Consider the following 26,310-nt stretch of genomic DNA (forward strand, 5'->3'; position numbering starts at 1 on the left):
CTGTAGCGGCCGACACGTGCGCTTGGTCGGAGATGGCACGGAGCTCACGGCGGGAGGGTGAGTGCATCAATCGTTCACATGACGGCTGCTATGTTCAGGTTACGATGCGTCTAGTGGCCCGTCTAGGGGTATTTCAGGAGTTTGGTTCCCTGAGGTGACGTATTGTGCTTCCAATGTTCAAGCAATGAACCGCGTCGGAAGCGCGCGACCGGCGGAGCGCCGCTTGCCAAGTTCCGAAGCGCGGTTCCCGTTCGGAAGCGAAATGACATGGGTCAACAACACATAGCCGCCACGTTGCAACAACTCGTCGATCGGCAGGAGATCCGAGACTGCCTCCACCGATACGCGCGCGGGCTCGACCGCAAGGATCTCGATCTTCTTCGATCCGCTTTTCACCCCGATGCAACGGATCATCATGGTGGCTCGGTCGAGTACCACCCGGCAGCCGAGGCACTCATCAACGACTGGGAACGGCGAGACGCCCACCGATCATTCAGCCAACACCTCTTGCACAACATGTCGTTCGACATCGAGGGGGACACTGCCCACGTTGAGACGTACTATCAGCTCGTGGTCGGCATCACGCCAGATGCGCCCACCGAACTGCCGCCACTCGGCCTCAGTGGAGGTCGGTATGTCGATCGCTTCGAACGCCGAGACGACGAGTGGCGCATCGCTCGACGCGTCGTCATCGTCGAATACGCGTCGCAACTCGATGAACGCGAACGAGCGCATCACCTCCTCTGGGCGCGCAGGAGCAGGCGGGACCCTTCCTATGACAGGCCGCTCGTGTCGCCGAGTCGCGATGACGAGCCGGCAGCTTCGTAAATGCGGTCGCCGGCGCGGAATTCGTGGTCCCGCGCGGCGGGCGAGCGGCCCGCGACGAGCGTGCGAGAACCCCCGCCGCGCGCGTAGGGGAGAATGGGCGCCGTCGGATCCGGCGGCCCCTCGGCACGCGAGGGGCCGGAGCGAGCACCGAACACGAACGTCGCGAGGAGCAGCATGGCCAACGAGCCGCAGAACGAGACCGCGCCCACCACGCAGGTCGGCCAGGCCGACGGTGAGCTGATCGGCGGCGCCGAGCTCTCCGAGCAGCAGCAGGTGCGTCTCGAGAAGCGCGAGAAGCTGCTCGCCCGCGGCCACGCTCCCTACCCGCTCACGCTGCCGATCACCCACAGCATCCGTGAGATCCGCACCTCGTACCCCGACCTCGAGGCCGACGCCCAGACCGGCGTGGTCGCGGGCGTCGCCGGCCGCATCGTCCACCTCCGCAACACGGGCAAGCTCTGCTTCGCCGCCCTCCAGTCGGGCTCCGGCGACCGCATTCAAGTGATGGTGTCGCTCGCCAACGTCGGTCAGGAACAGCTCGACGCGTGGAAAGAGCTCGTCGACCTCGGCGACCACGTCTTCGCCCGCGGCGAGGTCATCTCATCGCGGCGGGGCGAGCTGTCGATCATGGCGACCGAGTGGCGCATGGCTTCAAAGGCGCTGCGACCGCTGCCGAACATGCACGCCGAGCTCAACGAGGAGACGCGGGTGCGGGCGCGCTACCTCGACCTGATCCAGCGCCCTCTCGCCCGCGAGGTCGTCGTCACGCGCGCGAAGACCAACGCGTCGCTGCGCGAGACGTTCGCGTCGCACGACTTCCTCGAGGTCGAGACGCCAATGCTGCAGACCATGCACGGCGGCGCGGCGGCCCGACCCTTCGTGACCCACTCGAACGCGTTCGACACCGAGCTGTTCTTGCGCATCGCTCCCGAGCTCTACCTCAAGCGCGCCGTCGTCGGCGGGCTCGAGCGGGTCTTCGAGATCAACCGCAACTTCCGCAACGAGGGCGCCGACTCGACGCACTCGCCCGAGTTCGCGATGCTCGAGGCGTACCAGGCCTACGGCGACTACACCTCGATCGCCGACCTGACGCAGGAGCTCGTGCAGAACGCCGCACTCGCCGTCGCCGGCTCGCACGTCGTCACCTGGGCCGATGGCACCGAGTTCGACCTCGGCGGCGAATGGCCGCGCGTACCGATGTACCCCTCGCTCTCCGAGGCCGCCGGCGTCGAGATCACGCCTGAGACGCCGGTCTCCGACCTGCAGGCCCTGGCCGAAAGGGTCGGCGTCGAGGTGCCGCCGAAGACCGCGACGCACGGCAAGCTCGTCGAGGAACTCTGGGAGCACTTCGTCAAGGGCGGGCTCGAGCGCCCCACGTTCGTCGTCGACTTCCCCGTCGACACCTCGCCGCTCACGGCCGCCCACCGCACGCTCCCCGGCGTCGTCGAGAAGTGGGACCTCTACGTGCGCGGATTCGAGCTGGCGACGGGCTACTCCGAGCTCATCGACCCCGTCGACCAGCGCGCCCGGTTCGTCGAGCAGGCGGCGCTCGCCGCCCGCGGCGACGACGAGGCAATGCGCCTCGATGAGGCATTCCTCGCCGCCATGGAGCACGCGATGCCGCCGTCGGGCGGCATGGGCATGGGAATCGACCGCCTCCTCATGGCGTTGACCGGCCTCGGCATCCGCGAGACGGTGCTGTTCCCGCTCGTGAAGTAGGGGCCCCTCGTGACCGTCCTGGCGGCCCTTCTCGGGGAACGGGGATAGAATCGTCCCCATGGATTTTCTCGCCAACGCGATCTGGTCGGTGACCCCCACCATCCTCATTGGCGGACTCTTCTGGGTGATCCTCCGGTACACCATCAACGCCGACCGCACGGAGCGGCGCACGCACGCGAAGATCGAGCGCGAGGAGCGCGAGCGGCTCGGGCTTGCCGGCGAGGGCAGCCCCACGGTCGATTCGTCGCCGAGCTAACCCTGCAGCCATCGCGGCGCACGTGTCCAGGGTTTCTCCACGCAGCGCGCCGTACTGTGGCGGGGCCTAGGCCCGGTCACTACCGACGCGAGAGGATGCATCGCCCATGCGACGAGTCGCCCCCGTGCTTTGCACGGCGCTGCTCCTTGTCGGTGCGTCTGGATGCTCGTCCGATGAGGGGTCGTCGCTGCCGGAGACCGCTGAAGCTGTGGTGGGCGGGCTCGAGACATCGATCGAAGAGCTGGCAGGCGTCAGCGACGCGATCCTCACGGCCGGCCAGAACGGCACGCAGGTGTCGCTGTCGGTACACCTTGAGGAGGACGTGACCCCCGAACAAGTGCAGGAGGCCGCCGCGCGGGCGAACGACCTGCGCACCATCGAGCTGCCGGACGGCGTCTACCCGGGCCAGATCGACCTGCGCCTCGGAGCATCCGTCTACTCGTACTTCGCGCTGCCGAGCGTGGACGGCCTTCGCGCTCAGGCGGACTACTGGGCCGAGCTGGTCGACGCGGGGGCGGTCGCGGTCAACGTCCGCACCTACACGCAGCCGCTGCCGTCGACGGCCGCGCCCGACCCCGACCACACGGGCGGCGGGCCGGCGCTGATGAACACGCCGACCGGACGCTATGTCGGTATCACGCTCCCGAACGACGACGCCGAGGAAACGGCCGCCACGATCGCGTCGATCAGGGGCATCCAAGACCCGGGCGCCTCGGTCGGCGAGTGGCACTTCGTGTCGCCGGATGGGGCCCTGAAGGCGGAGTACGCCTCACCGGGGCTCCCCGAAGCAGAAGACATGGCGCTGGCCGCCTCGCTCCTGTCGGCGACGGACAACCTCAACGACACCGCAACCCTGGCGCTGCGCATCGAGCAGCCGGATGAGTGGCCGCGGCTCTCGGTGAAGCTCACCGCCTTCGACGGCGACCTCGAGGAATCGACGACCGAGACGATCGAAGACGACCTGCGCGAGACCGAGATCTGGCCGTCGATGCAGGAGCTCGTGGCGACGCTGGCGAACATGAACGCCGACTACGAGGTGTCGCTGCTGTCCAACGCCCTCGTCGACGCCGGCAACTTCCAGCTTCTGGTCACGGGCAACGGATGCGACTTCTCGGGCGACGACGACTGGCCGCTGCTGAGCCAGGAGCTCGAGTCCGACGTTGTCGCGCAGGCTGCGATGCGCCAGCCGGGAGCGTGCGTCGCGGCATAGACCGGTTCGCGCCGCCATTTCACGCACCGAAAGGGGCGTTGCCCCCCGCACTGCCGCGCCGATAGTCATGGGCCATGGACGAGCTCGACCGTGACGGCGACCCAGACTCATATTTCGCGACGAACGCGAGCCTGTTCACCGCCGGGGGCATCGCCGACCGGCCGTCGCCGACCGCGCGCCGGGTGCCGAGCGGCGAGGCGGGCTCGCCGCTCACGATCACCGAGCCGGCCCGCGAGATCCCCGTGCACGAAGAGACCGACGTGCTCGTCGTCGGCGGCGGACCGGCCGGAACCGCGGCCGCCCTCGCGGCGCGCAGGCTCGGACAGCGGGTCACGCTCGTCGAGCGCTACGGCGCACTCGGCGGGCTCTCGACGGGCGGCCTCGTGATCTGGATCGACCGCATGACGGACTGGAACGGCACACCCGTCATCGCCGGAATCGGCGCCGAGCTGCTCGACCGGCTCCCCGAGGGCGCGCTGGCCGGACCCGGCCCCGAGCTGTGGGGATCGACCGACCCCGTGCACGTCGAGCGCTGGCGGCACCGCCTCTCCGTGTTCCGCGATACCGTCACCCGCTCGCCCATGATCGACCCGGAATGGCTGAAGATCGTCTCGCACGAGTCCCTCATCGAGGCCGGGGCACGCGTGCTGCTGCACTCCTGGGTCGTGAGCGCCATCACCGACGGCGACGACGTTCGCGGCGCCGTGTTCGAGAGCAAGCAGGGCAGGCGCGCGATCCTGGCGAAGGTCGTCGTCGACACGACCGGCGACCTCGACGTCGTCGCGCAGGCGGGCGGCGCCTTCGTCACCGACGCCAAGAAGGACGGGACGGGCGGCAACGTGCAGCACTGCGTCAACAACGCCTTCACGTGGGCGGGCGTCGACATGCGGCGGTGGATAGATTTCAAGACGAACGACGTCGCCGGGCACCGCGAGCTTATGGCGAAGGGGCGCGAGCAGCTCGGCTTCGTCGATACCCCGCACGTCGGCTGGCGCGATGACGTCGTCGTGTTCATGGGCCCGAGGCTCGCGGGCTACAGCGGCATCGACGTCGAAGATCTCAGCGTCGTCGAGCTCGAATCCCGCCGCCGGATGGTCGATCACCTCGACTTCTTCCGCAGCCATGCACCGGGATTCGAGAACGCCTGGATCATGCTCGCGGCCCCCGAGATCGGAGTGCGGATGACCCGCAGGCTCGCGGGGGAGCATCCGCTCGACACCGCCGAATGGCGTGCGGGCGCGCGCCATGCCGACGAGGTGGGGGTGTCGCCATCGCCGTCGCAGAAGTACGCGACGATCTCGGTGCCATACGGCGCGCTCGTGCCGGAGCGCCTCGACGGGCTGCTCGTCGGCGGGCGCCACGTCGCGAGTGACGCGCCGACTCAGGCGTTCATGCGCGAGATCCCCCAGTGCTGGATGACGGGCCACGCCGCCGGTGCCGCCGCCGCCATCGCGGTCTCGACCGGCGCTCGACCGCGCGACGTCGACGTCGCGGATGTGCGTGCCGCCCTACGAGACCAGGGTGCGTTCCTGCACGAGACGGAGACGGCCGCGGCCGGCTGACAGCGGCGGCGCCCGCCCGGCTCACGCGCGGCCGTCGCTCGCTCCGCGGGCGTCAGGGGAGGTCACGCCCACGGCGAACAGGTGACCACGACGTCGGTGCCCCGATTACTCTCGAACCATCGCGTCGCCGGACTCTCTCGTGACGCCATCGCCGAGCGAAAGGAGAAGGTGATGTTTGAACGCTTCACAGACCGTGCGCGTCGAGTGATCGTCCTCGCCCAAGAAGAGGCGAAGATGCTCAATCACAACTACATCGGCACCGAGCACATCCTCCTCGGCCTCATCCACGAGGGCGAGGGCGTCGCGGCGAAGGCACTCGAGTCGCTCGACATCTCGCTCGACGCCGTGCGCGAGCACGTGCAAGACATCATCGGGCAGGGGCAGCAGCGGCCGACGGGGCACATCCCCTTCACGCCGCGCGCCAAGAAGGTGCTCGAGCTGTCGCTGCGCGAAGCGCTGCAGCTCGGCCACAACTACATCGGTACCGAGCACATCCTGCTCGGCCTGATCCGCGAGGGCGAGGGCGTCGCAGCGCAGGTGCTCGTCAAGCTCGGCGCAGACCTCAACCGCGTGCGCCAGCAGGTGCTGCAGCTGCTCAGCGGGTTCCAGGGCAAGGAGCAGGTCGCCGCTGGCGCGGGCGAGCAGGCGAGCTCCTCCCCGAACCAGGGGTCGGCCGTGCTCGACCAGTTCGGTCGCAACCTCACGCAGGCCGCCCGCGAGGGCAAGCTCGACCCCGTGATCGGCCGCGAGAAGCAGATCGAGCGCGTCATGCAGATCCTGTCGCGCCGCTCGAAGAACAACCCAGTGCTGATCGGCGAGCCCGGTGTCGGCAAGACCGCGGTCGTCGAAGGCCTCGCGCAGGCGATCGTCGCCGGCATGGTTCCCGAGACGCTCAAGGAGAAGCAGGTCTACTCGCTCGACCTCGGCTCCCTCATCGCCGGCTCGCGCTACCGCGGTGACTTCGAAGAACGCCTCAAGAAGGTCACGAAGGAAATCCGCACGCGCGGCGACATCATCGTGTTCATCGATGAGATCCACACGCTCGTCGGTGCCGGCGCCGCCGAGGGCGCGATCGACGCCGCCTCGATCCTCAAGCCGCTGCTGGCCCGCGGCGAACTGCAGACGATCGGCGCCACGACCCTCGACGAGTACAAGAAGCACTTCGAGAAGGACGCGGCCCTCGAGCGCCGCTTCCAGCCCATCCAGGTCGAGGAGCCGTCGATCGCGCACACCATCAACATCCTGAAGGGGCTGCGCGACAAGTACGAGGCCTTCCACAAGGTCTCCATCACCGACGACGCGATCGTCGCCGCGGCGAACCTCGCCGACCGCTACGTGAGCGACCGTTTCCTGCCGGACAAGGCCATCGACCTGCTCGACGAGGCCGGCGCTCGCCTGCGCCTCTCGGTGCTGTCGTCGCCGCCGGAGCTGCGCGAGCTCGACGAGAAGATCTCGACCGTGCGCTCCGAGAAGGAGGCGGCGATCGAGGTGCAGGACTTCGAGAAGGCCGCGTCACTGCGCGACGACGAGAAGCGCCTGCTCGGTGAGCGCCTTCGGCTCGAGAAGCAGTGGAAGTCGGGCGACGTCAAGGCGACCGGCACCGTCGACTCGGGGCTCATCGCCGAGGTGCTCTCTCAGGCGACCGGCATCCCCGTCTTCAAGCTGACCGAGGAAGAGACGGCACGTCTCGTCTTCATGGAAGACGCGCTGCACCAGCGCGTCATCGGCCAGGACGACGCGATCGCCGCGCTGTCGCGTACCATCCGCCGCACGCGCGCGGGCCTGAAAGACCCGAACCGCCCCTCCGGCTCGTTCATCTTCGCCGGCCCCACCGGTGTCGGAAAGACCGAGCTCGCCAAGGCCCTCGCCGAGTTCCTCTTCGACGACGAGTCGGCGCTCATCTCGCTCGACATGTCGGAGTTCGGCGAGAAGCACACTGTCTCGCGGCTGTTCGGCGCGCCTCCCGGGTTCGTCGGCTTCGAAGAGGGCGGTCAGCTGACCGAGAAGGTGCGCCGCAAGCCGTTCTCGGTTGTGCTGTTCGACGAGATCGAGAAGGCTCACCCCGACATCTTCAACTCGCTCCTGCAGGTGCTTGAAGAGGGCCGTCTCACCGACGGCCAGGGCCGCGTCATCGACTTCAAGAACACGGTCATCATCATGACGACCAACCTTGGCACGAAGGACATCACGGGAGGCCCGGTCGGCTTCCAGGCCGAAGGCGACACGACCACCTCGTACGACCGCATGAAGGGCAAGGTCAACGAAGAGCTCAAGAAGCACTTCAAGCCCGAGTTCCTCAACCGCGTCGACGACACCATCGTGTTCCCGCAGCTCTCGCCGAACGAGCTGCTGCAGGTGGTCGACCTGTTCGTCAAGCGCCTGGCCGAGCGCATGCTCGACCGCGACATGACGGTCGAGCTCGACGACGCCGCCAAGCGACAGCTCATCAAGGTGGGCTACGACCCCGCGCTCGGCGCTCGCCCGCTGCGCCGGGCCATGCAGCACGAGGTCGAAGACCAGCTCTCGGAGAAGATCCTGCGGGCCGAGCTGCACGGGGGCGACCACGTCAAGGTGTCGTACGACGGCACCGAGTTCACGTTCGACGTGACCTCGACCGACGATCGGCTCCCCTCGCCCAACCAGCTGGCGACGAACGGGGTCCGCACCAGCTCGGATGGCATCGCCGACGGTCTCGCCTCGACGGCCGACACCAACTAGCCGTCACACCAGCGGACGCGGCGCTACCGTCGGGTCCCGTTCAGAAAGGGCCTCCGGGCTCCCTGAAGACGCACTGTCTTCACGGAGCATCCGGAGGCCCTTTTCGCGTCACGCACCTGAACGCCGCATTCGGCGGCGTTCGGTGCCCTACGGTGTGGGGTGCAGCCCGCGGCGAGCCAGTTCGCGTTCGATGTCGACGACCTCCTGGCGGAGGCGATCCCACTCCTGCGCGAGCATGCCACCGGAGGTGAGGCGGTGCCTGCTGCCGTAGCGCACGTGCAGCCGCGCCTCTTCAAGCACCAGGGCGGCGTGGAGGATGCGGAGCGCGCCGTCCGGCAGGCCGACCGTCGTGCTCGGCACGACGCTCACGGGTCGTGCCGGCGGGGCGGCAACCGGCCCGACCGGTTCGGGAATGCTGGCGGCGGCCGCTCGGCTCACGACGAGACTCCTCGACGCCTGCCACCTTCACCGCGGCCCACGAGCTGCAGCACGAAGGCCACGCAGACCATCGTCGTGCCGAGCACGAGCTGCAGCAGCTCGTCGCCGCGATCGAGCGGCACGACGCTCGCGATCGACTGGTGCGGCACCGCAAGGGCGTAGAGCCAGAGCACCACCCCGCCGCCCAACAGGAACAGGGTCGCCACAAAGCTGGAAATCGCCGCCATGACCCCGGCGAGGCCGTACACGAGGTAGACGACCGAGTTGATCACCGAGATGCGCAGCGTCTCTGAGAGCACCGCCTCGGATTGCCCGCCTGAGCCGCGGAGATCGGCGGTCAGCACGGGGATGAACCCGGCGACGCCCAGGATGCCGAAAACGATGCCCGTCACGAGCGCGACGTAGCACACCGATCCGCGCGTGCGAACTTGGAGAGCTGGAGAGAGCTTGTGCTTCATGACCGGGCCTTTACACACAACGACGTGTTGCGGCCATTGCTCAACCGTGCGGAGAGTCTATGTGCGCATCCGCATGAAGACAAGTGGATATTGGGCGATCGACCAACTCAGTGGTCGAAGTGGGTCTCCACCGTTTCCCGTCCGATGCTCTCGACCAGTTCCCCGGCCAGGTCGTGCAGCTTGAGGTTGCGGTGGCTCGAGGCGTTTTTGAGGATCTCGAGCGCCCGCGCCTGACCGCAGCGGTTCTGCGCCATGATGATGCCGACGGCGAGGTCGATCGTGGTGCGCGAGGCCATGGCAGCGTGGAGGTCGGCGGCGAGTTCGCTCTGCCGCCACAGCCGCACGCCGAGCAGCAGGGCGTTCGAGGCCTGCAGCACCTCGGAGCAGATGCGAGCGACCCTCTCGACATCGTCGAAGCAGTGCGGCGTGTTGGAATAGACGTTGAGTGCCGCTGCTGCCTCGCCGCGAAGCTCAAACGGCACGCCGAGCACGGATCGCACGCCTTGCTCGGCCGCAACGGCGAGGTACGGCGCCCAGCGGCCATCGTCGCGCGCCTCGCTCACCACGGTGACCTCGTGCTGACGGATCGCCGTCAAGCACGGCCCATCGTCGAAGCTGACCTGCGTCTCGTCGAGTGCCTCGGCTTGAGGCCCGGACGACGCGACGGTGGCGGCCCGCTTGTCGCGCAACAGGCTCACGGCGCACCAGACCCGGTCACCCCCGTCGGAGAGCCGGTCGGCCAAGATGCCCGTGAAGGAATCGAGGAACTCGGTGATGTCGACGCTGTTCAGCAGGAGGTCTTCGATGCGAATCTCGGCGGTAGCGGCGGAGAGTGATGTTGGCATGGTGTATCCGAAGGTTGGAGGTCGATCGCCGTGGTTCCGATCGAGCTAACTCCACGTGGTGCCAGCAACGCCCACGGTACACGCCGGGGACGAGTGATATTTCCCTGGTGGGCGCGGTGATCGCAAGTACGAGCCGGGCTTCGCCGTCGCCGCGGAACGGATGCTCTGCGCCGGGAGCCGTCATGGTGCACCAGAGGAGTACGGTTGCGCGAGTGACGACTGACGACGCGGCGGCGGAGCGCTCGAGGCGCGCCTCGAGGCTCGCCTGGGCGGGCATCGCGCTGGGTGTGCTGAGCTCCATCTGCTACGCGACCGTCAATGCGTTGCTGCGGTCGATCGCCGGCGAGGTCGACCCGTTCGTGGGGGCGATGGTGCGGCAGCTGCCGCTGCTCGCGGCACTCGTGGTCGGTGCCCTCGTGCTGCGCCCGGTTGCGCTGAACCCCGCGCGGGCCGAGTTCATCGGGCCGCGCGCTGCTGCGGCCCTCTTCGTGACCGGCATCGTCGCGCTGTTCATCGGGAACGCGATCCTGTTCTACGCCCTCGACTGGGTCGGGCTCGGCATCTCGACCGCCGGATACCTCGGCGGCCTGCTGCTCGGCAGCGGGCTCATCTCGTGGGTCTTCCTGAACGAGCGCCCGAAACCCCTCGAATTCGTCGGCATGGGCGCGATCGCGCTCGGCCTCTGGCTCACCTCGCAGGCCGCCCCGCCCATGGGAGATCAGGCGTGGGTCGCCGTCGTCGGCTTCCTCCTCGCCGTCGTGACCGGCGTGTGCTACTCCATCTCGAACGCCGTCAGCCGCTCGTCGCAGCGCACGCCCGGGCGGTTCATCGCCACACTCGGGCTCATCACGCTCGGCGCGGTCGTTTCCGTGTTCGTGTTCCTGCTCATCCGCGACGGCTTCGATCTGACCGTCACGTTCGGCACGGTAACGGGGTTCCAGCTCGCGGTCCTGCTGCTCGCCGGTTTGGTCAACGGCGCGGCCCTCGTGTCGATCACCGTCGCGGTGCACCACGCCACCGTGACGACGGTTTCGATGCTCAACTCGCTCGTGCTCGTGTTCGGCATCGTCTTCGGGTTCCTCTTCTTCGATGAGCCCGTCACGCTCTTCCTCGCCGCGGGATCACTGTGCATTCTTGCGGGCGTCATCATCGGCCAGCTTCGCTTCCGACGCGGCACGCCGACCGTCGGTCCTCCCGCGTAGCGCCCCGCGTCACGCTCGCCGCCGAGGGCTCTGCGCCACGCTCCCCGGGCGACTCCCGAGCCGGCAAACGTTGCCGTCGGCGCCGTCGTCGCGTACGGTACTGTACCGGCTGGACGGTTTACTGCCGTCGCTCAGAGGAACGAACCCATGGCACTCACCAATCCCATCCCCCTCATCGGCGCGAGCCGACCCGACTCCGACCTCGCGTCCGCACCGGCACGACCGGCGCCACACGACCGGCCCGGGCAGCCGGCGAGCGCGCGTCAGTGGGCCGGTCTCATCGCCCTCGCGCTCGCGGTGTTCACGATCTGCACCGACGCGACGGTCCTCGACCTCGCGATCCCCGCCATCAGTGAGGCCCTCCGCCCCACCGGAACACAACTGCTCTGGATCATCGACGTCTACTCGTTCATCGTCGCCGGGCTGCTGCTCACGATGGGCACGCTCGGTGATCGCATCGGCCGCCGGCGCCTCCTCCTGATCGGCTCGGCCGGGTTCGCGGTCGCCTCCGGGATCGGGGCGTTCGCGACGAGCGCTGAAATGCTCATTGCCGCTCGCGCGCTGCTCGGCATCGCCGGGGCAACGCTCATGCCGTCGACGCTCGGCCTCATCCGCACGCTGTTCGACGACGCGCGCCAGCGCAGCTTCGCGATCGGCGTGTGGGCCGCGGCTGCCGGAGCCGGCACCGCCGTCGGGCCCTTGCTCGGAGGCTGGCTGCTCGAGCGCTTCTGGTGGGGCTCGGTGTTCATCGTCAACATTCCCGTCATGGTCGTGCTCATCGTCGCGGTGCCGCTGCTGGTGCACGAGGCGCGCGACACGAGCCCCGGCCGCTTCGACCTCGTCAGCGCGATCGTGTCGATCGCCGCCGTCGTCGGCGTCGTCTACGCCATCAAGGAGTTCGCAGCGCACGGCTTCCGTCTCGACGCGCTCGTCGCCGGCACCGCGGGCCTCGCCCTCGGCTGGTGGTTCGTGCGCCGCCAGCGCCGTCCGGATCCGATGCTCGATCTGTCCCTCTTCGCCATCCCGAGGTTCTCGGCCGGCGTGGCCTCGAACGGGTTGTCCGCTTTCGCCTTCGCGGGCGTGCTCTTCGTCGGTTCGCAGTACCTGCAGACGGTGCTCGGCTTCGGCCCGCTCGCGGCGGGGCTCATGATGCTGCCCGGCGTGGGCATCAGCGTGCTCGGCTCACTCATCGCGGCGCCCGTCGCCGACCGCGTCGGGCCGGGTCGCACCATCGCCGGCTCCCTCGTCATGAGTGCTGCCGGCGCAGCCCTTCTCGCGTTCTGCGGCACCGATACCTCGCCTCTCGTCTTCATGTCGGGCTATGCGCTGCTCGGTGTCGGCGCCGGCGTGGTGACGGCGCTCGCGAGCGACCTCGTGGTCGGGGCGGCGCCCGCGGCCCGGGCGAGCAATGCCTCGTCGATCTCGGAGACGGGATACGAGCTCGGCATCTCACTGGGTGTCGCCGTGCTCGGCAGCGTCGTGCTCGCGATCTACCGGTCGGGGCTCGAGCTCGATGCGCTTGATCCCGCCGGGGCGCGCGTCGCCTCCGACACCATCGGCGGGGCCATGGCGGCGGCCCACGAGCTTGGCGGAGTCGAGGGCGCACTGATTGCGGTGAGCGCCGCCGAGGCCTTTGTCAGCGGGATGCACGTCGCGGCGGTCGCGACGGCGATCGTCATGATGGTCACGGCCGCGGTCGTGTTGCGACTCCTCCGTGAGCGGCCCCGTAACACGGCGTAGCGGCACCGCCTCGCCTTCGGCGCCACCGTGCATTCGGGCGCCCAACGCGCCGCTTGGGCTCGGCCCGCGGGGCGGGGTATCGGGGCGTTGCGCGACGCCGTATGCGCTCAGCCCTTGGTGTTACTCTGGCGCTCTCCCGTGGACCCCCACCCCCCTCCCCCCACCACAGGAAGCGGCGATGTTGTCGTATTCACTTGGCATGAGCATTGGCCACTGCTCGCTCTCGGCCGGGCTTGCTCGACGTCCGACTCGATCGGCGACCCACGTTGAGCCCGTTCCGCTCGGCGAAGCCCCCGATGATCACGGCGGTGAACGGCGCGCGACGGCGCCGGCGATCGCGTACGTCGGCGAGGGCGGCACAGTCGTCGTGGGCGACGCGGCACTGCGCTTGGCAGACGACCGGCCGGAGCTCGCGGTCTTTGACATCGTTCGCCGCGTCGGGGATGCGGTGCCGCTCGCGATCGGCGAGCTCGACGTCGCCGCCGAAGATCTCTACGCCGCCATGGTCGAGTGGATGCTCGAACGCGTGGTCGAGACGGCGGGCGAGCGCCCAGACCGGGTCGCCCTGACGCATCCCCCCTCGTGGGGCGCATTCCGCGTCGAGCTCGTTCGGGATGCGCTCGCCGAGCGCGGCCTCGAGGGAATCCATCTCGTCAGCGAGCCGATCGCCGCCGCGCAGCACTACGCACTGACGCGGAACCCCGGCCCCGGCACCGCGATCGCGATCTACGACCTCGGCGGCGGCTCGTTCGACGCGACCGTCCTGCGCGCCGATGAGGACGGGCGCTTCGCGGTCGTCGGTGCTCCCGTCAGCATCCCCGTGGTCGGCGGCACCGATTTCGAGCACGAGGTGAGGTCGCACGTCCTCGCGCACTCGGGCCCGATCACGGAGACGGCGGCAGGTCCGGACGCCGAGACGGATGCCGCGACCCGCCGCGAGGCTACGGCGCTGCGTCGCGACTGCGCCGCAGCGGTCGCTGCGCTCTCCGACGAGACCGAGACGAGCATCCCCGTCGCAACGGCCACGGGGCCCACGAGCGTGCGGCTCGTCCGCGGCGAATACGAGGCCATGATTGAGGCTCGCGTCGGCGAGACCGTCGAGGCGCTGCAGCGGGCGATCGAGGCCAGCGGCATCGCCGTCGACGACCTGGCCGCCATCGTGCTGGTCGGTGGCGCCGCGCAGACGCCGGTCGTCGCGCAGCAGCTCTCCGCAACGTTCGGACGACCTATCGTGATCGATGACGAGCCCCAGCTCGCCGGAGCGTACGGTGCCGCTGCGCTCGCCGCCGAGTTCGCGATCGCTGAGTTCTCGATCGCTGAGTTCGTGGCCGCCGAGTCCGGTGCCGATGCGGAGGCCACCGAGCTGCGGGTCGACGACGACGTCGTCGAGTCGCAGCTGTCCGCGGTCTCCCGGCGGCGTGCCCGGCGCGCCACGTTCCGGGCGGCACGCGGCCGGCCCGCAGCGGGTGGGCGCCGGCGAATCGGCGCTCGTGGCGCACTCATCGGCGGGACGGCGGCAACCCTGCTCGCCGCCGTGCTCGTGACCCCGGCGATCGCGTTCGCGCTCAGCGTCGCCGGCCCGCTCGCCGACGCCGGGTCGCGGGAGTTGGGGGAGAGTCGACCCACGACGTCGATCACTGCCGAAGGGAGCGGACCCGTCAAGCCGGACGGCGGCGCGGGCGGCGATCACGCGGGCGGTGGCGGGACGACGCCGGGCGACACATCGTCGGGCGGCACATCGTCGGGCGGCACGTCGCCTCACGGCGGTGGCTCGTCGAGCGGTGCGCCGGAGGGGAGTGCCCCGCAGCCCCCAACGGGCGGCCAGCACTCGGGTGCGCAGGGCGAGACGCCCAATGCTCAGGCGCCTGCGGGATCGCCGAACGGCGACAGCGCCGGCGACAACGCGTCCGCGCCTGCGCCCGCGCCCACCCAGCAACCGCCAGCGCCCTCGCCGGCCGAGCCGTCTCCAGCCGGGGCGCCACCGGCACCGGCACCGGATCCCGATGCCGGCACGCCGACCACCGCGCCGCAGCACGAAGGCGACCCCGGACAGTGACCGTCGACGCGGTTCCCGGACTCTTCGGCGTCGCCCAGCCCGCGGAGGCCCGCACGGCGCCCGCGCATCGTGTCGGCGCAATGCGGCTCGAACTCCTCGGCGAGTCGTCGACGCACCACCGGCCGTTCGATCCCGTGTTCGCCGACCCCTCGACGACGACGGCGCTGCGCGATCCGTGCCTCGCGGAGGCGCTCGTGCGCGAGGGCGACGCGCACGTGCTCGCCGACCCCGCGCGAGCGAGCGAGCATTACTCGGCCGCCCTCGCCGCCGGAGCCGAATGCCGCGACGTGCGTGCTCGCCAGGCGCAGGCCGCACTCGCGGTCGGTGACACGGAGACCGCGGGGCGCCTCATCGAACAGCACGTCGCCGACGCGGAGCCGCGCGATCTCGCCCGGTCCGTCGACGTCGCCGCCGCGCACTGGGCTGCGCGATGTCTGCCGAGCCGGAGCGCTGAGATCTACCGGTGGTACGGCGTCGACCGGGCCGGCGCCTCGGCGCCTCTTGCGGCGATCGCCCTGTACGGCGCGGGCGAGCCCGATGGGGCCGCCCGGATGCTCGAGGTTTCCGCGGCGGGCTTCCCCTCGGGCACCGGCATCAGCGCGCGGATGTGCGGCGAGGGGCTGCGGGCGTCCATGGCGGGCGACCCCGCCCTCGCGCTGCCGCAGCTCGTGCGCGCATCCTCGACGCTCACCGTGACCGGAACCCTGGCGCCGTTGCCCGAGCTTCCCGCCGCCGTGGCATCCATCGTCGCCATGCACAGCGGGGATCTCGCGGCAGCGGCGACGGTGCTGGACGCGGCGATCGAAGGACGACAGGGCGGACCGGCGGGCGCGCCTCGGCTCCGGCTGCTGCGTGCGTGGGCGGCGATGCTGGCGGGCGAGGCGTCTCGCGCTCGTGAGGAGTGCGCCCTCGCCCGCCAGCATCCGTTCGCGCTGGCGCCTCGCGATGAACTGTTCGCGAGGTCGCTTGAGGTTGGGCTCGCCCGTCGCGCCGACGACCTGCAGGCGCTCATGCGCGCATGGGAGGGCGTTCGCGAGTTCATCATGACCGTGGGCATGGGGCTGTTCACGCTGCTGCCGCTCGGCGAACTCGTGGTCGCCGCCGCCCGGATGCGCGACACCAGGGCCGTCGAGCCGGCGCTCGCCGAGGCGTGGGCTCTCCTTTCGAGGCTCGGCGACCCGCCCCTCTGGTCGAGCACGCTGCGCTGGGCGTGCGTTCAGGCCGGCATCCTCGCGAACCGGCCGGACGAGCTGCCGCCGCACGCCGCCGCACTCGTTCGCGCCTCACAAGATTTTCCCCTCGCCGCCGCGCTCGCCGAGGCCGGACGCGCCTGGGTTCGCATGCTCGGTGGGCAAGTCGAGGCAACCGCTGCCGAAGCGGCGGCGACGCGCCTCGCCCGAGCGGGACTGCCGTGGGACGGCGCGCGCCTCGCCGCGCACGCTGCGGGGCGTGCGGCCGAGCGCAAGGACATGCTGCGCCTGCTGCAGGTCGCGCGGGAGCTCTACGGTGACCGCGCCGCGCTCACGGCCGGCACCGCCCAGGGCGCGCAGCGATCGGGCGACGTCGCCGGTGCGCCGGTGGTCGTGCGCGACGCGTCGCCGTCAAACGCGGGGCGCGACGGCACCGCGATTTCGAGCAGAACGTTCACGAACGGGTCCGTGCGCAAACGGCGCGCCCGCGGAGGGGGCGCCCGCGCCAGCCTCGCGCCCGTGCAGCACGTCCCCGATCGTCGTCCCGCACTGGATGCCCGCCTTCGCGAACCGGCGGCCGTCGCGACGAGTCCGGCGGCGGCGGAACAACTCGCGCGCCGCCTCAGCGAGCGCGAGCGCGAAGTCGTCCGGCTCGTGCTCGCGGGCAAGACCTACGCCGAGATCGGTTCGGCGCTGTTCATCTCGCCACGCACCGCCGAACACCACATCGCGCGCGTCCGGCGACGGATCGGTGCATCCTCGCGGTCCGAGATGCTCGACGTGCTGCATTCGGCGTTCGGCGGTCGTCAGTGATGTACGCGAACCCCCTAACCCCGCTCGGTCGTGCCCCTAATCGCCTTCGAGCGGTTTGGGGGGAATCCCCGATGACGACGGCGACGATCTGCACTTTTCTGAGACGTGGCAGGTAACCCGGCACTGCACCCCCAGAACTGGGCCGTCCGCCATATTCCTCACCCCCACCCCCCACCATGGAGGACTCATGTCCACTGTTACGACCTCACTTCTCGAATTCCTGCTCAACCTGCTGCGCGACCCGGCCGCCGCACAGGGCTTCGCGAGCGACCCCGACAAGGCGCTCGACTCGGCTGGCCTCTCGGGCCTTTCACCCGCGAACATCGACGCCGCAACTCCCGCGCTGCTCGACACCCCCGGCGTCTGCTTCAGCGCCGGCGGTAATGGCACTGCCGGTGGCAACGGCGGCGGCAACGGCGGCGGCGGTAGCAACGGCGGCGGCAGCAACGGCGGCGGCGGCCACCACGGCGGCGGCCACCACGGCGGCGGCAGCGACGGCGACACGTTCATCGACAACAGCGGCGGCGACGCGCTGAGCATCGTCAGCCAGCAGGTGCTCTCGATCATCACGAACTACACGTTCATCGACGACCGCGACACCATCAACGACCAGTCGGTCAACCAGAACATCTGGGCTGACGGCCCCGTCACGCAGATCTTCGACAACGACTCGATCATCGCGTCGGGCGACGGAGCAGTCGCGGGCGAAGAGGTCAACGTGGGCAACACCTCGAACATCGGCTCCGGCAATACCGCCAACATCGGCTCCGGCAACACCACCACGGTCGTCAGCGACTCGTTCAACGACACCGTGAACGTCGACGCCTCGGACAACTCGACCGACATCGCCATCGACGACTCGGTCAACATCGACGACTCGGTGAACATCGACGCGTCCGACAACTCGACCAACACGGCGATCGACGCCTCGGACAACTCGGTGAACGTCGACGCATCCGACAACTCGGTGAACACCGACATCGACGTCGACATCGACGACTCGTTCAACGACGACGACACGGTGAACGTCGACGCGTCCGACAACTCGGTGAACACCGACATCGACGTTGACATCGACGACTCGTTCAACGTCGATGACTCGACGAACATCGACGCGTCCGACAACTCGACCAACGTCGACGTCGACGACTCGTTCAACTCGGTCGACGTCGACGCGTCCGACAACTCGACGAACGTCGATGTCGACGACTCGTTCAACTCGGTCGACGTCGAATTCTCGGAGTCGTTCCAGGACAACTCGACCGACGTCGATGTCGATGACTCGTTCAACTCGGTTGAAATCGCCGAGGACATCGAACTCGTCTAGGCGAACCCTGGCGGGCTGGGCGACGGCCGAAGCGGTCGCCGCCCGCCGCGAGGGCCGGCAACGACCTCTCCGCGGACCGTGCTCGCCGAGGCGAACGTGACATCAGACGACGAGATCCGTCGAGGCCCGGGCGCTGTTCGCAGCGGCCGGGCTTCGGCGCGCCCGCATCCGCGCACGGTGCGCGGGCCAGCAGAGCCAAGGGGATGCCGTGGAACTCAGCGCGATCATTGAGCGGGGCATGGAGGTCGCCGCACGAAACGAGCGTCCCGACCTTCGGAGCCGGCTGGGACAGACGCTCGCGCGCCTGCGCGACCCGAACGTGCGCGTCATGGTCGTCGGCGAGTTCAAGCAGGGCAAGAGCCAGCTCGTCAACGCCATTGTCGGCGCCCCCGTGTGTCCCGTCGACGACGACGTCGCCACCACGGTGCCGACGACCATCCGCTACGGCAAGGAACCCTCGGCGACCATGCTGGTCCCGGCGCAGCGCGGATCCGCCGATGCGGCATCCGCCAACGACCTCGTGCGGACGCCCGTGCCGCTCGAAGAGGTCGCCTCGCTCGTGAGCGAGCGCGGCAACCCCGGCAACGCGAGGGGCATCACATCGGTCGACGTCGTGCTGCCGCGCACGATCCTCGCCGGCGGGCTCGCACTCGTCGACTCGCCGGGCGTCGGCGGGCTCGACGCCGTGCACGCGCTCGCCACCCTCGCCGCGCTGCCGACGGCGCACGCCCTGCTGTTCGTGACCGACGCATCACAGGAGTTCACCGAACCCGAGATGCGATTCATCCGCCAGGCGCTGCGCGTGTGCCCCAACGTGGCCGTGGTGATGACCAAGATCGACCTGTACCCGCACTGGCGCGAGGTCGCCGAGCTCAACAGGGGCCACCTCGACCGGGCCGGCATCGAGGCGGCCGCCCTCTTCCCGGTGTCGTCGAGGATGCGCGAAATGGCGGCGCAACACGGTGACTCGGCACTCAACGAGGACTCGGGATTCCCGGCACTCGTGCGATACCTGCGCCACGACGTCGTCGACCGAGCGACCGACGTCGTGCGCCGGGCGACCGCCCATGACCTTCGATCGACCTCCGAGCACATCGCCCTGAGCCTCAGCGCCGAGCTGAGCGCGATCGAGCGCCCGGAGAACGCGCCGGAGCTCGTCGCGCGGCTCGAGCGCGCCCGCGAGCGATCGGAAGACCTCCGGAAGGAGGCGTCGCGATGGCAGACGACGCTCAACGATGGCGTTGCCGATCTGCTGTCCGATCTCGAGTACGACCTGCGTGACCGCCTGCGGCGCGTGCGGCGCGACGCGGAGCGCGCGATCGACGAGGGCGACCCGGGTGCTGCCTGGGAGCAGCTGGTCTCGTGGTTCGAAGAGCGGATCGCCGCGGCGGTCTCCGACACGTTCATCTGGACCGACGAACGCTCGACCTGGCTCTCCGAACAGGTGGCGGCCCACTTCGAGGCGGAGGCCGTCGCACTTCCCGCGCTCAGGGTCGACGACACCGAGGGCGTGCTCGACCCCGTCGAGCGCGTGGACGACCTCGACCCCGGCAAGCTGTCGGTGCTCGAGAAGTCGTTCGTGACGCTGCGGGGCACCTACGGTGGCGTGCTCATGATCGGTCTCGTCACGAGCCTCGCGGGTCTGTCGCTCATCAACCCCATCTCGCTTGCCGCGGGCGTGCTGCTGGCGGGAAAGGCGTACCGCGACGACAAGCAGGTGCGGCTGCAGCGGCGCCAGGCCGAGGCCAAAGCGATCGTGCGTCGGCACATCGACGACGTGCTGTTCCAGGTGGGTAAGCAGCTGAAGGACCGGCTACGACTCGTGCACCGAGCCACTCGTGACCACTTCATCGACGTCGCGGACGAGTACCACCGCTCCATCGCCGATTCGGTCACCGCCGCGCAGAGGGCCGCCGAGCGCGACGTGCGAGCGAGCGAGCGGCGCGCCCGCGACATCCGGGCCGAGCTCGAACGGGTCCAGTGGTTGAGCCGGGCGGCCGACAAGGTCGAGCCCGCCGCTGCCGGGCCTGCGGTCACAACGGCGGCGGCCAGGAACCCGGCATGAATGACGGGAACGATCACGGCGCCGGCGGCGATCGGGGCGAGCTCGTCACCGCGGCGCACCGGCTCATCGAGGACGCCCTTCGTGTCTTCGCCGACTCACCCGAGGCCTGCGCGAGCCTCCGCGCCGCCGCCGCGCGGCTCGACGAGCCGTTGCGCGTCGCCATCGCCGGCATGGTCAAGGCCGGCAAATCGACCCTGCTCAACGCCATCATCGGCGACGAGATCGCCCCGACCGACGCGGGCGAGTGCACGCGCGTCGTCACCTGGTACCGCTACGGCCGCACGCCCCGCATCACACTGCACACGACGGCCGGCACCTCGCGGGAACTGCCGGTCACGCGCATCGACGGCCGCCTCGAGGTCAGGCTCGCCGACGTCGCCGCCGCCGAGGTCGATCGACTCGAGGTCGAATGGCCGACGTCCGGCCTCAGACACCTCACGCTGATCGACACTCCAGGCATCGCATCCCTTTCGGCCGACGTCTCCGCCCGCTCGACCGACGCGCTCATACCGGACAACGGCGCCTCCGTCGCCGACGCCATGATCTACCTGCTGCGGCACCCGCGCGAGACCGACGTCGAGTTCCTCGAGGCGTTCCGGGCATCGACGGAAGGGGCATCCGGCACCGTCTGCGCCATCGCCGTGCTGTCGCGCGCCGACGAGATCGGGGCGGGACGCATCGATGCCATGCTGTCGGCGCAGGACATCGCGGCGCGCTACCGCAGTCAGGGGGCCCTGCAGGATCTCGCACTCGATCTCATTCCCATCGCGGGCCTCCTCGCCCAGAGCGCGCGCACCCTGCGGGAATCCGAGTTCGAGGCGCTGGTCGAGCTCGCCGGCCTCGAGCGGGCCGACCGGGACCGGATGCTCCTATCGGCCGACCGATTCGTACGACCCACCCCGGGCATCACGGTGTCGCCCGCGCGGCGCGCAGCGCTGCTCGACCGCTTCGGCGTCTTCGGCGTGCGCGTTGCGGCGTCGCTCCTGCGCGGGGCGGCCGGCACCTCGTCGACCGCCCTCGCAGCGGCGCTGCGCGGGCAGAGCGGCCTCGACTCGCTCCTCGACGCGGTCGAGAGACTCATGCGTGCCCGCACGGACCTGCTCAAGGCCAGGGGAGCGCTCACGGTCGTCGAGCGCGTGTTGCGCGATGACGCGCGCCGAGGGGGCTCGGTGCGCCGCGAAGGGGTCGAGCGGCTGTCGGCGGCACTCGAGTGCATGCTGGCGAACGCTCACGGGCTCGATGAACTGCGACTCGTCGCTCGGCTGCGCGGGGTGGGCACCGGCCTCGGCCGGCTGCTCGAGCGCGAGGCCGAGCGACTCGTCGGCGCCTTCGGCGACACGCCGCGCGAGCGCCTCGGCCTGCCGGCGGACGCGCCGGTCACGGAGGCGATCGCCCGGGCGCGACGGCTCGCGGGTGCGTGGCGGTCCCGCGCACGCGACCCGCGCCTGGCGTCTGAAGCCGCGCGGGCCTGCGCGGTCGTCACACGGAGCGCCGAAGCGCAGGTGGCGCTACTCGCTGCCGACGGCACTCGGAGCAGAGCGCGCCTCGCGCTTCTCTCGGAACCAGTCGCCGGCGTCGGGCAGGAGTGAGACGGCCGTCCCGGCCGCCATCACGACCCACTGCAGGATGAACAGCCCGAGCAGCGGCATGCCCGCCTCGTTGACGACGACGAACGCGTCGGCCAGCAGGATGGCGCCCACGTGGGCGACGACGACGATCGGCAGGAGCGCCCACCGGGGGCCGCCGCGACCGCGAAGGATGACCGCGACGACGATCGATTCCACGATGGTCACGAGGGCGAGCAGCCCGAGCGCGGGCCAGAACGTGATCGCGGCGAGCGCGGAGACGGTGCCCGTGCTCTCGTCGGGTGCCAGGCCGGTGACGGCGGACTCGAGCGCCGCGATCCGCTCGCCGCTCGAGAACGCGGCGAACAGGATCGCCGCGGTGCCGAGCCCGAAGCTCGCGAACCACGCCAGGCGCGCGAATGAGATCACCCTCGTGCGGGGCACGTCGCGGACGACGGGTGCCGGCGTCTCGAGCGACATGGCCGGTCGTGCGGGCGGCGTCGGGCGGGTGCGGGCAGCGCCGGGGCCCTGGTGAACGACGCTCGAAGCGGCGGACATTGACATCGCCGTCGGGGGCGGGGGCGGGGGCGCGTCCTCGTCCTCGGGGGACGGAGACGTCGGGGGAGGGGGCGCTTCCTCGTCCTCGGGGGACGGAGACGTTGGGGGAGGGGGCGCTTCCTCGTCCTCGGGGGACGAAGACGTCGGCTCGGTCGCATCGTCAACGGCATCGTGCTGGCGCGGGGCCATCTCGGGGAGCATCGGTTCGCTTCCGCCTGTTGCGGCAGACTCGCCGGGGGTCGAGTTGCGTGTCATGCTGCAAACCTAGGTGGTCAGGGCGACGAGGAGCCGGGCGTTTCCCCCGACGACGCGTCCCCGCCGAGCAGCCGCTCGATGGCCTGCCGGTGCAGCTCCGGGTCGGGCGCCGGCATGCCGATGATCTGGCCGAGGTAGACGCCGTCGCCCATCAGGCGCACGATCTCAGCCTTGACCGGGTCGCCGAGCTCGGCGACGAGGTGCGCGTCGTAACGGCGCATGATGCGCACGAGATGGCGCTGCACCTCGTCGTACGCGCCATCGGCGCTGCGCATGACCGCGAGGATCGAGCGGGTCATCGCCACGTCGGTGTCGGACTCCGTGTCGGCGGGCTCGAGGTACCAGCGCGCGATCGACTCGCCATTGGCGATCGCCGTGTCGAGCTGCGCCGCGACCCGCTCGCCGAGTCGCTCGACGGCGCCGACGAGCAACTGCTCCTTGCCCGGGAAGTGGTAGAGCAAGCCGCCCTTGGACACCTCCGCACGGGCCGCGACCGCCTCGAGCGTGATGCCGGGGGCGCCGTCCTCGAGCAGCAGCGCCTCGAGCGCGTCGAGGATGCGGTCTCTCGTTCCCTCGGCCATTCACCGATTCTACCGAGGCGAGCGCGGCTGCCGACCGCTCGAACCGCTAGCGCGCGCGGGCGTACACTCGCTCAGTGACCGAATCCGCCTCGTCCGACTCGCGCGGCGAGGCATCGCTCGTTCGCGTCGTCGTCGTGGCGCTGCTGCCGACCCTGCTCTTCTCGATCGGCCAGGGCGCCATCATCCCGATCATCCCGACGGTCGCCGCATCCATGGGGGCCGGGCTCGAGTTCGCCGGGTTCATCGCGGGGTCGATCATGATCGGTCAGGCCTTCGGCAATATTCCCGCTGGCCCGGTCGTCTCACGACTCGGCGAGAAGTGGGCGATGGTGGGCGGGGCCGTCCTCGCGGTCGCAGGAACCCTCGTCTCGACCTTCGCCGTGACGACCTGGATGCTGCTTGCGGGCATCCTCATCATCGGCTTTTCGAGTGCGATCTTCGGTCTCGCCCGCCACGCCTTCCTCACGACCTACGCGCCGCTGCGATACCGCGCCCGCGTGCTGTCGACCCTCGGCGGCACGCTCCGCGCCGGACTGTTCGTCGGGCCGCTCCTGAGCGCGGGCATCATCGCCGCGACGGGGCTGGCGCAGATGTCGTTCTGGATCTTCGTGGCGTGCACCGTGCTCGTCGTCGTCGTCCTGCTCGTGACGCCCGACACCAGCGACCTCGCACGCGGGCGCGGCACTCCGACGGGCTCGATCGCGGTGGCGGACGGGGCCATCGGCGACGACGGCGCCGTTCCGGCGAATGACGAGGCGCGCGCGGCGCACAAGCCCGCCCCGACGAACGTATGGTCGGCCCTCGTCGAGCACCGCGCCGTCCTGCTGCGGCTCGGCGTCGGTGCCGGCATCACGAACCTCCTTCGCGGCGCACGCAACGTGGTGCTGCCACTGTGGGCGCTCTCGATCGGCCTCGACGACTCGTCGACCGCGCTCATCATCGGCATCTCGGGCGCGATCGACTTCTGCCTCTTCTTCACCTCGGGCTGGATCATGGATCGCTTCGGTCGCGTCTGGTCGGCCGTTCCCTGCATGGTCGGGCTCGGCACCGGCCTCCTCGTCCTCGCATTCCTGCACGACGTGCCGGGGGCCGTGCCCTGGTTCGTCGCGATCGCGATCTGGCTCGGCGTCTGCAACGGCATCGGCTCAGGCATCGTGATGACGCTCGGCGCCGATGTCGCCCCGAGGCGCAGGCCTGCGCCGTTCCTGGGCGCATGGCACCTCATCACGGATGCGTCGAGCGCGTCGGTGCCCTTCATCGTGGCCGGCGTGACGGCGTTGTTCGCGCTGCCCGCGACCGTCGGCACGCTCGGCATGCTCGGCCTCCTCGGCGCCTTCATGATGGGCCGTTGGATCCCGCGGTACATCGCTCGGCCGTAGCGAGCTTCCGCGCGAGCGAAACCACCCCGCCGTTATGCCTCCATGCGGTCGAGGTAGTCGAGCAGCACGCCCTCGCGCATGGCCCACGGCGACACATCGAGCTCGTTGATGTCGAACGCGCGCATGACCTCCGAGAGCACGACGCCGCCGGCCACGATCTGGAACGCGCGATCCGAGGTGATACCCGGCAGCGCCTTCCGTGACTCGGCCGGCATCTTCGCGAGGCGCGGCACCCACTCGTCGAGCTGCCAGGTGCGCAGCGTCGTGCGGTCGTTCGCGCCGACGCCCTCGACGACCGAGCCGGCGAGCCGGGCGAGCGATCGGATCGTCTTCGACGACCCGACGAACTGATCGGCGCGATCGGCGCCGTCGAACGCCGCTCGAGCATCCGTGATCACTCGGCGGGCGTGCTGCCGGAGCTCGTCGAGCTGCTGTTCGCGCGGCGGGTCGTTGTGCAGGTACGTGATCGTGGAACGCCCGGCGCCGAGCGGAAGCGACATCGCGAGCTGCGGCAGCTCATCGTCGCCGATGGCCAGCTCCAGCGAACCTCCGCCGATGTCGATGAGCATGATGCGACCGGCGGCCCAGCCGAACCAGCGGCGCACGGCGAGGAACGTCGTCTCGGCCTCGCGCTCGCCCGACATGACGCGCAGGTCGATGCCCGTCTCGGCCTTCACCCGGCGAAGCACCTGCTTGCCGTTCGTGGCCTCACGAATGGCGCTCGTGGCGAGGGGGATGAGGTCGTCGAGCTGGCTCTTCCTGATCATGCGGGCCGCGTCGTGCATGGCGGCCATGATCGCCTCGACCCCGGCCTTCGAGATCGACCCGTCATCCTGCAGGTACCGCATGAGGCGAAGCACGCTCTTCTGCGACGAATGCGGAATCGGGCGCGCGCCCGGGTGCGCGTCCACGATCACGAGGTGGACGGTGTTCGAACCGACGTCAAGGACTCCGAGGCGCATTCGCCCCACTGTACTGGCGCGGCGTAAGCTGACAGGATGCACGGGGTCACCATCCGTCGCGCGAAAACCGCCGACGTCGTCGCCATTCATGGCCTCATTCAACCCCTGGTCAGGCAGAACATCCTCCTGCGAAAAGATCTCGTGGTGCTCTACGAGTCGGTGCAGGAGTTTCGCGTGGCCGAGACGGCGGACGGCGAGCTCGTCGCCTGCGGCGCGCTGCACGTGCTCTGGCTCGACCTCGGCGAGATCCGCACGATCGTGACGAGCGATGCGGTGCGCGGCAAGGGTGTCGGGCACCAGATGCTCGAGCACCTCGTCGACGACGCCCGCGAGCTCGGCCTCAAGCGCCTGTTCTGCCTCACCTTCGAGACCGACTTCTTCCGGCGGCACGGGTTCGAGGCCGTCGCCGAGCAGATCGTCGACGACCAGGTGTACGCCGAGATGCGGCGCTCGCCCGACGAGGGCGTGCACGAGTTCCTCGATCTGCCGTGGGTCAAGCCCAATACGCTCGGCAACACGCGCATGGTCAAGCGCCTTGACGACTGAATCCGCGCTCTGGGTTCATTCCGGTGAGCCCCGGACT

General features: G+C 69.9%; 22 protein-coding genes. 15 read left to right on the forward strand and 7 right to left on the reverse strand.

All coding sequences use genetic code 11. The features are described 5' to 3' along the window. Positions 1 to 267: 267 nt before the first annotated feature. The gene (locus F8O04_RS15300; RefSeq protein ID WP_158029526.1) at positions 268 to 828 is read left to right on the forward strand and encodes a nuclear transport factor 2 family protein; all 561 of its coding nucleotides are present in this window, start codon (positions 268 to 270) and stop codon (positions 826 to 828) included. Here the strand turns inward: F8O04_RS15300 and F8O04_RS14865 are convergent. Beyond that, positions 774 to 1,004 carry a hypothetical protein gene (locus F8O04_RS14865; RefSeq protein WP_188726481.1) on the reverse strand — a complete coding sequence of 77 codons (231 nt, stop codon included), beginning with the start codon at positions 1,002 to 1,004 and terminating at the stop codon, positions 774 to 776. The two genes, F8O04_RS15300 and F8O04_RS14865, sit on opposite strands and share 55 nt — an antisense overlap. Between F8O04_RS14865 and lysS the strand changes: the two genes are divergently transcribed. From lysS to F8O04_RS11605, 5 genes are all read left to right on the forward strand, one after another. Next, positions 1,003 to 2,547 (forward strand): lysine--tRNA ligase, encoded by a 1,545-nt coding sequence (gene lysS / locus F8O04_RS11585; protein WP_158029527.1) that lies wholly within the window; start codon positions 1,003 to 1,005, stop codon positions 2,545 to 2,547. The two genes, F8O04_RS14865 and lysS, sit on opposite strands and share 2 nt — an antisense overlap. 58 nt (positions 2,548 to 2,605) lie before the next feature. Then, a complete protein-coding gene (locus F8O04_RS11590; RefSeq protein ID WP_158029528.1) occupies positions 2,606 to 2,803 on the forward strand; it encodes a hypothetical protein in 198 nt (65 codons plus the stop codon). A gap of 106 nt (positions 2,804 to 2,909) precedes the next feature. Then, positions 2,910 to 4,013 (forward strand): hypothetical protein, encoded by a 1,104-nt coding sequence (locus F8O04_RS11595; RefSeq protein ID WP_158029529.1) that lies wholly within the window; start codon positions 2,910 to 2,912, stop codon positions 4,011 to 4,013. Positions 4,014 to 4,087: 74 nt separating this feature from the next. Next, the gene (locus F8O04_RS11600) at positions 4,088 to 5,575 is read left to right on the forward strand and encodes an FAD-dependent oxidoreductase (protein WP_158029530.1); all 1,488 of its coding nucleotides are present in this window, start codon (positions 4,088 to 4,090) and stop codon (positions 5,573 to 5,575) included. Between the two features lie 171 nt (positions 5,576 to 5,746). Continuing rightward, complete coding sequence (locus F8O04_RS11605) at positions 5,747 to 8,293, forward strand: ATP-dependent Clp protease ATP-binding subunit (protein ID WP_158029531.1); 2,547 nt, start codon at positions 5,747 to 5,749, stop codon at positions 8,291 to 8,293. Positions 8,294 to 8,440: 147 nt separating this feature from the next. Here F8O04_RS11605 and F8O04_RS11610 read toward each other — a convergent pair whose 3' ends face one another. The 3 genes from F8O04_RS11610 to F8O04_RS11620 form a co-directional block, all read right to left on the reverse strand. Then, entirely contained in the window at positions 8,441 to 8,731 is a 291-nt protein-coding gene (locus tag F8O04_RS11610) for a hypothetical protein (protein WP_158029532.1), read from the reverse strand. Then, on the reverse strand, positions 8,728 to 9,189 hold the full coding sequence (locus F8O04_RS11615) for a DUF4383 domain-containing protein (RefSeq protein WP_158029533.1): 462 nt from the start codon (positions 9,187 to 9,189) through the stop codon (positions 8,728 to 8,730). The genes F8O04_RS11610 and F8O04_RS11615 overlap by 4 nt, the downstream gene beginning before the upstream one ends. Positions 9,190 to 9,296: 107 nt before the next feature. Continuing rightward, positions 9,297 to 10,034, reverse strand: a complete 738-nt coding sequence (locus tag F8O04_RS11620) for a GAF and ANTAR domain-containing protein (protein ID WP_158029534.1) — start codon at positions 10,032 to 10,034, stop codon at positions 9,297 to 9,299. A 212-nt stretch (positions 10,035 to 10,246) separates the two neighbouring features. Between F8O04_RS11620 and F8O04_RS11625 the strand changes: the two genes are divergently transcribed. From F8O04_RS11625 to F8O04_RS11660, 7 genes are all read left to right on the forward strand, one after another. Next, the gene (locus tag F8O04_RS11625) at positions 10,247 to 11,236 is read left to right on the forward strand and encodes a DMT family transporter (protein WP_188726422.1); all 990 of its coding nucleotides are present in this window, start codon (positions 10,247 to 10,249) and stop codon (positions 11,234 to 11,236) included. Positions 11,237 to 11,383: 147 nt separating this feature from the next. Beyond that, a complete protein-coding gene (locus F8O04_RS11630; protein ID WP_158029536.1) occupies positions 11,384 to 12,976 on the forward strand; it encodes an MFS transporter in 1,593 nt (530 codons plus the stop codon). 199 nt (positions 12,977 to 13,175) lie between these two features. Then, entirely contained in the window at positions 13,176 to 15,032 is a 1,857-nt protein-coding gene (locus tag F8O04_RS11635; protein ID WP_158029537.1) for an Hsp70 family protein, read from the forward strand. Beyond that, positions 15,029 to 17,035 carry a helix-turn-helix transcriptional regulator gene (locus F8O04_RS11640; RefSeq protein ID WP_225735025.1) on the forward strand — a complete coding sequence of 669 codons (2,007 nt, stop codon included), beginning with the start codon at positions 15,029 to 15,031 and terminating at the stop codon, positions 17,033 to 17,035. The genes F8O04_RS11635 and F8O04_RS11640 overlap by 4 nt, the downstream gene beginning before the upstream one ends. 187 nt (positions 17,036 to 17,222) lie before the next feature. Continuing rightward, a complete protein-coding gene (locus tag F8O04_RS11650; protein ID WP_188726423.1) occupies positions 17,223 to 18,362 on the forward strand; it encodes an IniB N-terminal domain-containing protein in 1,140 nt (379 codons plus the stop codon). A gap of 208 nt (positions 18,363 to 18,570) precedes the next feature. Then, positions 18,571 to 20,427 carry a dynamin family protein gene (locus F8O04_RS11655; RefSeq protein ID WP_225735026.1) on the forward strand — a complete coding sequence of 619 codons (1,857 nt, stop codon included), beginning with the start codon at positions 18,571 to 18,573 and terminating at the stop codon, positions 20,425 to 20,427. Then, complete coding sequence (locus F8O04_RS11660) at positions 20,424 to 22,016, forward strand: dynamin family protein (RefSeq protein ID WP_158029539.1); 1,593 nt, start codon at positions 20,424 to 20,426, stop codon at positions 22,014 to 22,016. Before F8O04_RS11655 ends, F8O04_RS11660 begins: the two co-directional genes overlap by 4 nt. Here F8O04_RS11660 and F8O04_RS11665 read toward each other — a convergent pair. Next, complete coding sequence (locus F8O04_RS11665; RefSeq protein WP_158029540.1) at positions 21,936 to 22,550, reverse strand: hypothetical protein; 615 nt, start codon at positions 22,548 to 22,550, stop codon at positions 21,936 to 21,938. The genes F8O04_RS11660 and F8O04_RS11665 overlap by 81 nt on opposite strands. A gap of 272 nt (positions 22,551 to 22,822) precedes the next feature. Then, entirely contained in the window at positions 22,823 to 23,386 is a 564-nt protein-coding gene (locus tag F8O04_RS11670; protein ID WP_158029541.1) for a TetR/AcrR family transcriptional regulator, read from the reverse strand. 74 nt (positions 23,387 to 23,460) lie between these two features. Between F8O04_RS11670 and F8O04_RS11675 the strand changes: the two genes are divergently transcribed. After that, positions 23,461 to 24,765: an MFS transporter gene (locus F8O04_RS11675; protein ID WP_158029542.1), complete on the forward strand. Its 1,305-nt coding sequence runs from the start codon at positions 23,461 to 23,463 to the stop codon at positions 24,763 to 24,765. A gap of 32 nt (positions 24,766 to 24,797) precedes the next feature. Here F8O04_RS11675 and F8O04_RS11680 read toward each other — a convergent pair whose 3' ends face one another. After that, positions 24,798 to 25,727 (reverse strand): Ppx/GppA phosphatase family protein, encoded by a 930-nt coding sequence (locus F8O04_RS11680; protein WP_158029543.1) that lies wholly within the window; start codon positions 25,725 to 25,727, stop codon positions 24,798 to 24,800. A gap of 36 nt (positions 25,728 to 25,763) precedes the next feature. On the opposite strand from F8O04_RS11680, the gene F8O04_RS11685 reads away from it, so the two are divergent. Continuing rightward, positions 25,764 to 26,273 (forward strand): amino-acid N-acetyltransferase, encoded by a 510-nt coding sequence (locus F8O04_RS11685; protein ID WP_158029544.1) that lies wholly within the window; start codon positions 25,764 to 25,766, stop codon positions 26,271 to 26,273. Positions 26,274 to 26,310 lie beyond the last annotated feature (37 nt).

This window comes from Pseudoclavibacter endophyticus (genome assembly GCF_008831085.1).
Classification (GTDB): Bacteria; Actinomycetota; Actinomycetes; order Actinomycetales; family Microbacteriaceae; genus Pseudoclavibacter; species Pseudoclavibacter endophyticus.

Coding starts and splice junctions, on each gene's coding strand:
- F8O04_RS11680 (WP_158029543.1), bottom strand. CDS start 25,727: ATGCGCCTCGGAGTCCTTGACGTCGGTTCGAACACCGTCCACCTCGTG.
- F8O04_RS11685 (WP_158029544.1), top strand. CDS start 25,764: ATGCACGGGGTCACCATCCGTCGCGCGAAAACCGCCGACGTCGTCGCC.
- F8O04_RS15300 (WP_158029526.1), top strand. CDS start 268: ATGGGTCAACAACACATAGCCGCCACGTTGCAACAACTCGTCGATCGG.
- F8O04_RS11615 (WP_158029533.1), bottom strand. CDS start 9,189: ATGAAGCACAAGCTCTCTCCAGCTCTCCAAGTTCGCACGCGCGGATCG.
- F8O04_RS14865 (WP_188726481.1), bottom strand. CDS start 1,004: ATGCTGCTCCTCGCGACGTTCGTGTTCGGTGCTCGCTCCGGCCCCTCG.
- F8O04_RS11590 (WP_158029528.1), top strand. CDS start 2,606: ATGGATTTTCTCGCCAACGCGATCTGGTCGGTGACCCCCACCATCCTC.
- F8O04_RS11650 (WP_188726423.1), top strand. CDS start 17,223: ATGTCCACTGTTACGACCTCACTTCTCGAATTCCTGCTCAACCTGCTG.
- F8O04_RS11605 (WP_158029531.1), top strand. CDS start 5,747: ATGTTTGAACGCTTCACAGACCGTGCGCGTCGAGTGATCGTCCTCGCC.
- F8O04_RS11630 (WP_158029536.1), top strand. CDS start 11,384: ATGGCACTCACCAATCCCATCCCCCTCATCGGCGCGAGCCGACCCGAC.
- F8O04_RS11670 (WP_158029541.1), bottom strand. CDS start 23,386: ATGGCCGAGGGAACGAGAGACCGCATCCTCGACGCGCTCGAGGCGCTG.
- F8O04_RS11665 (WP_158029540.1), bottom strand. CDS start 22,550: ATGTCCGCCGCTTCGAGCGTCGTTCACCAGGGCCCCGGCGCTGCCCGC.
- F8O04_RS11660 (WP_158029539.1), top strand. CDS start 20,424: ATGAATGACGGGAACGATCACGGCGCCGGCGGCGATCGGGGCGAGCTC.
- F8O04_RS11635 (WP_158029537.1), top strand. CDS start 13,176: ATGAGCATTGGCCACTGCTCGCTCTCGGCCGGGCTTGCTCGACGTCCG.
- lysS (WP_158029527.1), top strand. CDS start 1,003: ATGGCCAACGAGCCGCAGAACGAGACCGCGCCCACCACGCAGGTCGGC.
- F8O04_RS11600 (WP_158029530.1), top strand. CDS start 4,088: ATGGACGAGCTCGACCGTGACGGCGACCCAGACTCATATTTCGCGACG.
- F8O04_RS11595 (WP_158029529.1), top strand. CDS start 2,910: ATGCGACGAGTCGCCCCCGTGCTTTGCACGGCGCTGCTCCTTGTCGGT.
- F8O04_RS11620 (WP_158029534.1), bottom strand. CDS start 10,034: ATGCCAACATCACTCTCCGCCGCTACCGCCGAGATTCGCATCGAAGAC.